This window comes from Brenneria sp. L4-2C (genome assembly GCF_040240335.1).
GTDB lineage: Bacteria > Pseudomonadota > Gammaproteobacteria > Enterobacterales > Enterobacteriaceae > Brenneria.
Genome location: NZ_JBEIAC010000035.1, coordinates 1 through 10040, shown reverse-complemented (window position 1 = coordinate 10040; position 10040 = coordinate 1). Strand labels below are relative to the sequence as shown.

General features: G+C 47.0%; 8 protein-coding genes, 5 tRNA genes and 3 pseudogenes. 6 read left to right on the top strand and 10 right to left on the bottom strand.

Annotation, left to right across the window (positions count from 1 at the left end; genetic code table 11):
- Positions 1–176 precede the first annotated feature (176 nt).
- Positions 177–1007: pseudogene (locus ABRZ26_RS24225) on the top strand (contractile injection system protein, VgrG/Pvc8 family); the annotation flags it as partial.
- A gap of 79 nt (positions 1008–1086) precedes the next feature.
- Positions 1087–1305: a DNA-binding transcriptional regulator gene (locus tag ABRZ26_RS24220; RefSeq protein ID WP_239784006.1), complete on the top strand. Its 219-nt coding sequence runs from the start codon at positions 1087–1089 to the stop codon at positions 1303–1305.
- Positions 1306–1514: 209 nt separating this feature from the next.
- Here ABRZ26_RS24220 and ABRZ26_RS24215 read toward each other — a convergent pair.
- From ABRZ26_RS24215 to uvrY, 6 genes are all read right to left on the bottom strand, one after another.
- A tRNA-Leu gene (locus tag ABRZ26_RS24215) sits at positions 1515–1601 on the bottom strand.
- Between the two features lie 8 nt (positions 1602–1609).
- Positions 1610–1683, bottom strand: a tRNA-Cys gene (locus tag ABRZ26_RS24210).
- Positions 1684–1723: 40 nt separating this feature from the next.
- A tRNA-Gly gene (locus ABRZ26_RS24205) sits at positions 1724–1799 on the bottom strand.
- 141 nt (positions 1800–1940) lie between these two features.
- Entirely contained in the window at positions 1941–2489 is a 549-nt protein-coding gene (gene pgsA / locus ABRZ26_RS24200; protein ID WP_319606602.1) for a CDP-diacylglycerol--glycerol-3-phosphate 3-phosphatidyltransferase, read from the bottom strand.
- A gap of 58 nt (positions 2490–2547) precedes the next feature.
- A complete protein-coding gene (uvrC, locus tag ABRZ26_RS24195; RefSeq protein WP_319606601.1) occupies positions 2548–4380 on the bottom strand; it encodes an excinuclease ABC subunit UvrC in 1833 nt (610 codons plus the stop codon).
- Positions 4373–5029 (bottom strand): UvrY/SirA/GacA family response regulator transcription factor, encoded by a 657-nt coding sequence (uvrY, locus tag ABRZ26_RS24190; protein ID WP_319606600.1) that lies wholly within the window; start codon positions 5027–5029, stop codon positions 4373–4375. Before uvrY ends, uvrC begins: the two co-directional genes overlap by 8 nt.
- A 545-nt stretch (positions 5030–5574) precedes the next feature.
- Here uvrY and ABRZ26_RS24185 point away from each other — a divergent pair.
- Positions 5575–5799, top strand: coding sequence for a DUF2594 family protein (locus tag ABRZ26_RS24185; RefSeq protein ID WP_319606599.1), 225 nt, complete (start codon positions 5575–5577; stop codon positions 5797–5799).
- Between the two features lie 494 nt (positions 5800–6293).
- Here the strand turns inward: ABRZ26_RS24185 and ABRZ26_RS24180 are convergent.
- Positions 6294–6369: transfer RNA gene (locus ABRZ26_RS24180), tRNA-Lys, on the bottom strand.
- A gap of 334 nt (positions 6370–6703) precedes the next feature.
- Here ABRZ26_RS24180 and cycA point away from each other — a divergent pair.
- On the top strand, positions 6704–8107 hold the full coding sequence (gene cycA / locus ABRZ26_RS24175; protein ID WP_319606598.1) for a D-serine/D-alanine/glycine transporter: 1404 nt from the start codon (positions 6704–6706) through the stop codon (positions 8105–8107).
- A 157-nt stretch (positions 8108–8264) separates the two neighbouring features.
- On the opposite strand, the gene ABRZ26_RS24170 is transcribed toward cycA, so the two are convergent.
- Both ABRZ26_RS24170 and ABRZ26_RS24165 read right to left on the bottom strand, forming a co-directional pair.
- The gene (locus tag ABRZ26_RS24170; RefSeq protein WP_319606597.1) at positions 8265–8531 is read right to left on the bottom strand and encodes a sigma-S stabilization anti-adapter protein IraP; all 267 of its coding nucleotides are present in this window, start codon (positions 8529–8531) and stop codon (positions 8265–8267) included.
- A 291-nt stretch (positions 8532–8822) separates the two neighbouring features.
- Positions 8823–9089 (bottom strand): annotated as a pseudogene (locus ABRZ26_RS24165) (LysR family transcriptional regulator); the annotation flags it as partial.
- A 378-nt stretch (positions 9090–9467) separates the two neighbouring features.
- On the opposite strand from ABRZ26_RS24165, the gene ABRZ26_RS24160 reads away from it, so the two are divergent.
- Positions 9468–9543, top strand: a tRNA-Asn gene (locus tag ABRZ26_RS24160).
- A gap of 179 nt (positions 9544–9722) precedes the next feature.
- Positions 9723–9869: pseudogene (locus ABRZ26_RS24155) on the top strand (Arm DNA-binding domain-containing protein); the annotation flags it as partial.
- A gap of 32 nt (positions 9870–9901) precedes the next feature.
- Here the strand turns inward: ABRZ26_RS24155 and ABRZ26_RS24150 are convergent.
- Positions 9902–10040 (bottom strand): IS3 family transposase (locus tag ABRZ26_RS24150; RefSeq protein ID WP_319602909.1); only part of this gene is annotated, 139 nt, incomplete at its 5' end.

Here is a 10040-nt window from a genome sequence, read left to right as displayed (position 1 = left end):
TCGGCCTGTTTGAGGATGGCGATGATCTGACTGTCGGTAAAGCGTGATTTTTTCATAGCGAATCTCCTGCGTTCAGATTACGAGAAAATTCTACTTATGAACACTCCGCTTTTTCGGGGGGATTACCTGGTCAACAGTATCAGCCAGAAGAAAACCAATTTTCCCCTGACGGCAGCGCCCGGCGGATTGAGTTTACCGTCACACTTACGCGCGTGGACTCGTCGCTGTCTGCCACGCTAGGCGCGATTGTTGAGCAAGTGGCGAAACGCAACAACCTGACGCCCATACTGGCCGGCGGTTTCGCCGGGATAAAAATCCCCCATATCGACCAAACACAAGAAACCGATGCGGCATTTATCACCCGGTTGGCTGAACGCAACGGTGCAATTGCGGCGGTGAAAGCCGGACGGTTGCTGTTTATTCGAGCCGGTACGGGAAAGACGGCCAGCGGCAAATCTATCCCTCAACAGATAATTGAACGCAGCGATGGGGATCAGCACAGCTTTAGCCTGGCTGACCGGGGAGCCTACACTGGCGTAACGGCAAGCTGGCTGCATACCAAAGAACCGAAACCTAAACAGGTCAAGGTTAAGCGAAAACAAAAGATACTTTTGCATCAGGGGCCGCAGGAAACCCACCCAAAAGCGAAAAAACCGACGAAAACACCGGAAGCCCACAAGGGGGAGTACATGGTCGGCACTGATGAGAATGTCCTATCCCTGACCACCGTCTACGCGACCAAAGCACAAGCCATGCGTGCCGTCCAGGCAAAATGGGACAGGCTACAACGGGGCGTCGCCGAGTTTTCTATCACGCTAGCAATGGGCCGCGCCGACCTGTTCCCTGAGACGCCGGTACAGGTTAGCGGATTTAAACAGGTGATCGATGAGCAAATGTGGACGATCGCAAAAGTGACGCACGCATTGAGCAATAGCGGCTATATCACCACGTTGGAATTGGAGGTGCTACTGTCAGATGTGGAATATGAAGGGAGCGAACGACCGTAAATCAATTTTTTGAATTTTATTCCATTAATTGAATTAATGGGTAAAATGGCATAGAAAAAAGCCAGTTAAGGATATAATTATGATGCATTGCCCCATTTGCCGACATGCCGCTCATGCCCGCTCAAGCCGTTACCTAAGTGAATCAACCAAAGAGCGTTATCACCAATGCACAAATATAAATTGCGGCCATACTTTTGTTACTCTTGAAAGTGTCACTCGCTCTATTGTGGAACCAGGGAAGATAAATCCTGTCACGCCACACCCTGTCGCGGATAAACAGTTCCAAATGTGGGTTTAGTCAGATGTTATGAATAATCAATCAACCATCGATTAAATAAAATAGTTAATCAATGATAGGAAACATCATTTTTTATGAAGGTAAAAAAATAAGTGTCGCCACTCTGCCGCCATTTTGTCGCCACTTATCATTTTCAGGCACAAAAAAAACCGCTTATTAAGCGGCTATCAATTTTGACTAACTTCTTGTTTTAATTCGATTTTAATCGATGGTGCCCGGGGTGGGACTTGAACCCACACAGCGCGTACGCCGAGGGATTTTAAATCCCTTGTGTCTACCGATTCCACCACCCGGGCTTGGAAATTGGAGGCGCGTCCCGGAGTCGAACCGAGGTAGGCGGATTTGCAATCCGCTGCATGGCCACTCTGCCAACGCGCCTTACCTTTAAATCATTTTCAGCCTTCGCGGCTGAGGATATTGGAGCGGGAAACGAGACTCGAACTCGCGACCCCGACCTTGGCAAGGTCGTGCTCTACCAACTGAGCTATTCCCGCATCATGCGAACCTGCTGATTTCTACTCACTTTAAACAAACCAGCGTCGCTGTTGATGCGGTGCATTCTACTGACCTGACGCATTGAGTCAATAGAATTATCAGCTCAGCAGGTTCGTTTGCTGGTTTTTAAGGCGCTTCGATCAAGGTTCAAGCAAATCATGTCTTGCCGCGTTCAAATATTGAAACATTGACCAAAAAGTCAATACAGCCGCGACGTATAAAGCAATCACGCCCGCCCCTTCCACCAGACGTTCTGGACGCCATAACAACGCGACCAGCGCCAGCATTTGCGCCGTGGTTTTTACCTTGCCAATCCAGGAAACCGCCACGCTGCTGCGCTTGCCTATCTCGGCCATCCATTCACGCAATGCGGAAATAATGATTTCACGCGCAATCATCGTGGCGGCCGGTAGCGTAATCCACCAGGAGTGATAGTGCTCCGCCACCAAAACCAAAGCGACCGCGACCATCACCTTGTCCGCGACGGGATCGAGAAACGCCCCAAATCGTGTCGTTTGCTTCCAGCGACGGGCCAAAAATCCATCAAACCAATCGGTAACGGCGGCAAAAACGAAAATGAGTGCGCATATCAGAGGTGCCCAGACGAATGGAAGATAAAACGCCAGCACAAAAAACGGGATTAAAGCAACACGAAACAAAGTCAGCAACGTCGGTATATTAAATTGCATAGCGCTTAGGTAACTATCTGGCTGGAGTGAATATTACGAGTATGTTGCTACATTGTCCCTAGTGTTTCAACGCATGGAAGATCTTTTCCGCCAACGCGTGTGAAATACCCGGCACATTTGCAAGTTCCTCAATGCTGGCATTCATCAAAGGCTGCAATCCCCCCATGTATTTCAGCAGGGTCTGCCGGCGTTTAGGCCCGACGCCTTCAATAAGCTCTAGTGTACTGGTATTTTTAACTTTTGCTCTTTTCTTACGATGTCCGCCAATCGCATGATCGTGAGAATCATCACGAATGTGCTGAATGACATGCAAGGCCGGAGAATCAGGCGGTAACACGATACCCTCTCCCGTCGCCTCAAAAAATAACGTTTCCAGCCCGGCTTTACGGTCACTGCCTTTGGCAACGCCAAGCAGCAGCGGCTTGTTCTTATCCCAGGGTACCTGTAGCGAATCAAACACGGCTTTGGCCTGACCAAGCTGCCCTTTACCACCATCAATGACAATGACGTCAGGAATTTTACCGTCATCCAACGCCTTACCGTAACGACGCTTCAACACCTGGGTCATCGCGGCATAGTCGTCGCCGGGCGTGATCCCGCTAATATTATAGCGGCGATATTCGGAACGCAGCGGCCCATTCGCATCAAATACCACACAGGATGCCACAGTCTGCTCCCCCATAGTATGACTGATGTCAAAACACTCCATGCGGTTAATTGTAGGCAAATGTAAAACGTTGGCCAATTCAGATAATCGCTGATGAATGGTTGATTGTTGGGACAATTTCGTTACCAAAGCCGTCGCGGCATTGGTGCGGGCAAGCTTCAGGTAACGGGCGCGATCGCCACGCGGTTTAGTCTGAATCTGCACTTTTCGCCCCGCGACCTCGGTCAAAGACTCAGCAAGCAGGTCTTTATCCGGCAACACAAAATCAAGCAGAATCTCTGTAGGTAACGTTCGAGCCAGATTTCCTTGCAGATAAAATTGCCCCACAAAGGTTTGTACGACTTCACCCAGTTCAGTTCCGCCGGGAACTTTCGGAAAATAGCTGCGGCTGCCCAATACTTTGCCCTGGCGAATGAACAGTACATGAATACATGCCATGCCAGCCTCGAACGCTACGCCGATAACGTCCAGATCTTCCCCATCGCCCGAAACGAATTGCTTCTCCGTCACTCGGCGCACAGCCTGGATTTGATCGCGAATACGCGCCGCTTCCTCAAAGTTCAGCGCCTGACTGGCCGCTTCCATCCGGGCGATAAGCGCATTGAGCACCTGCTGATCTTTCCCCGACAAGAACAACCGCACATAGTCGACCTGCTGCCGGTAGTCCTCTTCACTGACCAATCCGCTAACGCAAGGGCCAAGACAGCGGCCTATTTGATATTGCAGACAAGGTCGCGAGCGATTGCGATATACGCTGTTTTCGCATTGCCGAATCGGAAAAAGCTTTTGCAATAGCATCAGTGTTTCACGTACGGCGTTTCCGTTCGGAAACGGTCCGAAATACTCGCCCTTGGCTTGTTTGGCGCCGCGATGAACGGCCAGACGCGGGTGCCGGTCGGCACTGAGAAAGATCATGGGATAAGATTTATCATCGCGCAGTAAGACGTTGTAACGCGGCTGATAAAGCTTGATGTAGTTATGTTCCAGCAGTAAAGCTTCGGTCTCGGTATGCGTGATCGTCACATCGATCTGCGCGATACTTTTTACCAAAGCCTCGGTTTTGCGGCTGGCGACATTACTGCGAAAATAGCTGGAGAGTCGTTTTTTTAAATCTTTTGCTTTTCCAACATAGATCACCGTATTCGCGGCGTCATACATACGGTAAACCCCAGGCTGGCTGGTTACCGTTTTAAGAAATGCCGAGGCATTGAAACTTTCACTCACTACTTAACAACGTCTCCGCATTAAAGAGGCCGTGACGAATTGCCAGATGCGTTAGCTCCACATCGCCATTGATGTTCAGTTTGTTAAACATCCGGTAGCGGTAGCTGTTCACCGTTTTGGGGCTCAGATTCAACTGATCGGAAATTTCGGTGACCTTCTGCCCTTTGGTGATCATCAGCATAATCTGCAATTCGCGCTCAGACAAACACTCCAGCGGCGTTTCCGTCTGCGGCTCTAACTGACTCAACGCCATTTGCTGCGCAATATCAGAAGCGATATATCGTTTCCCCGCATGCACCGCCCGAATGGCGCAAATGACTTCCTGCGGAGCTGCCGCCTTGCTGACGTACCCGGCCGCCCCCGCCTGCATTACTTTAGCAGGTAATGGGTTCTCTGTATAAATAGTTAGCATGATAACTTTTATATCAGGAGAAAAGCGCAGAATTTTTCGCGTTGCCTCAAGACCGCCGATCCCCGGCATATTCATGTCCATTAAGACAACATCGACATCATTGCTGCGGCACCATTTGACGGCATCTTCACCACATGACACTTCGCCAACGACTTTGAGACCTTTGATATCGTCAAGAATGCGCCGTATCCCTGCCCGCACCAGTTCATGGTCATCAACAAGAAAAACGCTAATCAAAGAATAATTCTCCAAAAAAGGGAGTAGCACTTACATAACAAGCTGCGTGCAGGTGATACTACGTTGGTTGCGAAAAATAATGAATACCGACTTATATAAGTTATGTATTTCTCAAATATGTCATGAAGCAATAAACCACAGAGACTACCGCATGATGATAACAATATACCGCGACTCTCAGGGCGCATGGTGATCATATTCTTAACATTTCACATTGCGATTGCCGGCGATTTGAGACTTGCTCATCGGCCATCAGCAACACTTATAGGGTAAGAAAACGCCTGTACGGAAAGTCTCATGTATTCTATCGAACACATTTAGCCACAGATTCACTATATAAATCCAGGCAATTAAATACAATTAAAAACAAGTTAAGTGTGTAAAAAACGCTCATTACATAGTTGCGGCTCATTAATTAATGGCCGTCAGCGATACACTCTGTGCTATACTGCCGACAATCTGATTGTCTCCCGCAGCAAATGCTTTCAAGTCAGCTGCGGGCAGGCTAAAACACTTTTTTTGCCGTTCCTTGTTAAGGAGAAAACATGAGCAATATAGATTTTTCCACATCTGCGTCTGTCGAGTCATTAGCACACGAAGTCACCTGCCTGAAAGCAACCGTTACATTATTGTTAAAAGCCATCGGGCAGGCTGATGCGGGCAAAGTGATCGTTAAAATGGAAAAATACATTGCCCAATTGGAAGATCCGGAACAGGCGGAAGCGTTGGGCAACACCCTCAAACAAATCAAACACGGTTACCGTCAGTAATCCTTCTTCCGTCGGCTCATCGCTTTTGATGCCGACGGCGCTTTTCAGATGCCCATGTCAACTCGCTACATTCCCTTTTTTAGAAAAACGTCAGATGACCAGACCGGTAAGACACCCTGCCGATGATATTCCGGCATTCTTTTCCTCTTCAGCATGCGACACTTGCAACACCGCCTTTCCCGACTCAGCGCCTTTTGAGAAACATCTCGGTTTGTGTTGTTTTATCGTTATCAAAAGAACAAAAAATTAATGATTCATTCAAATCTCATTAAAACAAAAGAGTAAATGATTTTATTTTTTAAATAAAAGATAAGAAATAATATGACTAATTAATTATTATAGATATTTCCGTGAAACGTCGTTATTGCAAATAAAAAATTTCATTTTATTTGTTATGCAACAATGCCGTTGGAAGATAGAGAAACGGCCTAAAATTAGCCAAGTATTACACGGTGGATGGGATTGGTAACTTACAACTTAACTGCTTGAAGTGTTGGTGGGTCGTCGGGGGCTCGAACCCCGGACCAATTGATTAAGAGTCAACTGCTCTACCAACTGAGCTAACGACCCAACGGCGTGGATTATTCTCCACTTGGCGGCGACTGTCAAATAGTTAGCATTGATTTTTTCTTATTTTTTCCACATTCTAAAATTATATTGAGCGTAATGGGCAATTTTGTTAACCTGTGCGCCGGCCAGACTCCTCCTTTCATATTGCGATAACCTTCGTTATCAGAGCAAAAAGCATACAGAGTCACATTGTTCGATTATTCACCGCGTTTATACCAGTCACTCCCTATAATCTGTGTAGCGGTTACGCTATCTTATCCATGTCCGTATTAATGAATGAGAGAGCCGATTAAGAGCTCAAAACGACATCACATAAAATAGGAAATTATATTAAATGGTAGATCAATCAAAAGAGGCCGCAGACCTTGCAGGGTCCGACAACGACGGACTACGGCGAAACCTGACTAATCGTCATATTCAGCTTATTGCCATTGGCGGGGCTATCGGCACTGGGTTATTTATGGGCTCAGGAAAAACGATTAGTCTGGCAGGGCCATCGATCATCTTCGTTTATATGATAATTGGCTTTATGCTGTTCTTCGTTATGCGCGCAATGGGAGAATTGCTGCTTTCTAACCTGAACTATAAATCATTCAGCGATTTTGCAGCCGATCTGCTCGGCCCCTGGGCGGGTTTTTTTACCGGCTGGACATACTGGTTCTGCTGGGTCGTGACCGGCATCGCCGACGTAGTGGCCATCAGCGCCTATGCCCAATTTTGGTTTCCCGACCTGTCGCAGTGGATATCCTCACTCCTCTGCGTGCTGTTATTGCTCTCGCTTAATCTGGCCACGGTAAAAATGTTCGGTGAAATGGAATTCTGGTTTGCAATGATAAAAATTGTGGCCATTGTCGCCTTAATTGTCATCGGCGTAGCGCTGGTCATGATGAAATTCCCTTCACCATCAGGCTCTATCGCCTCGTTTAATAATCTCTGGAACGACGGCGGAATGTTCCCTAAAGGTATCAGCGGTTTTTTCGCCGGCTTCCAGATAGCGGTATTCGCCTTCGTCGGTATCGAGCTGGTCGGCACCACCGCGGCGGAAACGAAGAACCCAAACGTCGTACTTCCCAGAGCGATTAATGCAATCCCGCTTCGTATCATCATGTTTTACGTGTTTTCATTAATCATGATCATGTCGGTTACGCCATGGAGCGCCATTGCCGCCGATCGCAGTCCCTTTGTTGAAATGTTCGTCCTGGTTGGCTTGCCCGCCGCTGCCAGCGTAATTAACTTTGTGGTGCTGACCTCCGCCGCATCCTCAGCCAACAGCGGCGTATTCTCCACCAGCCGGATGCTATTTGGCTTAGCCCAACAGGGAGACGCGCCGAAGCGTTTTAGCATGTTGTCGAAACGCGCGGTTCCTTCCGCCGGATTACTGTTTTCCTGTATCTGTCTGTTATCCGGCGTGGTCTTGATTTACCTCATCCCGAATGTGATGACGGTTTTCACCCTGGTAACCACCGTTTCCGCGATACTGTTCATGTTCATCTGGAGCATTATTCTCTGCTCCTATCTGGCGTACCGTAAAAAAAGACCGCAGTTACATGTCGACTCACAATATAAAATGCCCTGGGGTATTTTCATGTGCTGGATTTGCCTGGCTTTCTTTGCTTTTGTCATCGTCCTGCTGACGCTGCAACCCGACACGCTGCAAGCACTGATTGTAACGCCGTTGTGGTTTATTATTCTGGCCGTTGCTTATCAGATTATTCGAAAGAAGAAACAAACGGCATAATATAAAAACCATCACAGAAAAAAAGACGCTGATCATAAATCAGCGTCTTACTATTTTGTATTAAACCAACAACCTAAATATTAACAATAATTAGATAACTTATTGTTAATAAAACCAAAGATATCATCCATAACCGGTTAGCGCGATAATAATAGAGTTAGTTTCTTATTGATGTTGTCGTGAATCGATTAATACTACGATTCAATAACTCGATGGTTAAGCAAGTATCATCACCTCTATGCAGCGGCGCTTCTGCTAATACACACTCCACCTTCTTCGTTAACTCATTTATTTGCTCATCATCTAACATAGATATAATAGAAAACACCAATATTTCTAACAATTCTATTTTAGCACTAAGTTCTTTTTCTCCGACCTCTTTTTCAGCCAGTTTCATTAAGAGCTGAGAGAGAAGGTTATTCATTTTAACTCCTTAAAAATAACAGCCATAAGACCCCGGAGGGATCACAGTCGGTTGCAAGTAGGATAAGAGAAAGCGATGCGCGTAGTAATGTAACACCCAAGCCAAGGCTACCGCCAGCAGATATTACAATATAACGGCCATAACGCCCAATATTATGCGATAAAAACTGAACGATGGAAGAAAAAAATAAATACGAAAAATATAAGCAGGTTAATATTTTCTGAAAGGTTATGTTATATAGTCAGCCACCGGGATCACGCCTGATGGCTGGCTACCCAAAATCTATACGTTTACCGACTGCCTGACGCCATTCACCGCACTTTTAGCCTGCTCGCATTGATACAAAATAGCTTGCGCATGTGAATAAAGGATTTTCCCTGCCTCGGTGGGAGTAACTCCCCGTCTACTACGAACCAGCAACTGTTTTTCCAGCTCACCTTCCAGCGTAGCGACCTGCTGGCTCAGCGCCGGTTGTGCAATGTGCAACAGCTCAGCAGCCTGAGTCAAGCTACCGATATCAACGATTTTCACAAAGTACTTGAGCCGTCTAAGATTCATGTCTGCCTCCTGAGTAGTTACCCGAGATAGGTAGCAAGATCCGCGCCAGATTGTATTGGTACTATAATGGAAACCGATACCTGTTTGATAAGACACGGGTATAATAAGGAAAAGAGATGGTTAATGAGTTAATTCAGCCTGTCGGAAAATGGGGGTTATTGATTTTTCTCTCACTGAACATGCACCACACTAATGCAATCGCTGCTATCTCAAGGTGCAAGCGCCTGCCGGAAGCGAAGAGACGATATCAAATTCCATATGCAACTTGCGCTGTAATTTCAAGGTGTTGATTATTACTTCAGCAATCAGTCACGATAAAGCATAACAGCCTTTGACAAGGTGAAATGCTCCCGCTATTATCCCCCGCAGCTAACCGATTCCTCTGTAGTTCAGTCGGTAGAACGGCGGACTGTTAATCCGTATGTCACTGGTTCGAGTCCAGTCAGGGGAGCCATTTTAAAGAAACCAGATGTCTACGGGCGTCTGGTTTTCTGCTTTTTATCAATTGGTTATCCCCTTCCCAATGTCTACTCACGTCTGTTAAAAAGTACTCAAAGCTACACCTCATTGCTGTTATATTCGTTGGTACAACGGGTTCGATTTGTTTTGTGCCATCATGTGGAGGGCTGAAACATGGCGCTTACTGACGTAAAGATAAAAAAATCAAAGCACTCTGATAAGCCCGTCAAGCTCACTGACGGCTTTGGCATGTACCTGCTTTTGCATCCAAATGGCTCAAAGTACTGGCGTATGCAGTTCCGCTTTGCAGGTAAACAGAAAACTGATCTTGCCCAGCGACGGTGGACACTGCCTTAAGCGAGGTTTCTTTCCTCAAATTGCACCGGGCTTAGCCCGCCGTTGGCACTATGCCGTCGGTGCCGATTGTAGTCTATCTCGATATACTCGAATACCGCCGATTTCATCTCCTCCCGCGTGTTGAACCTCTCACCG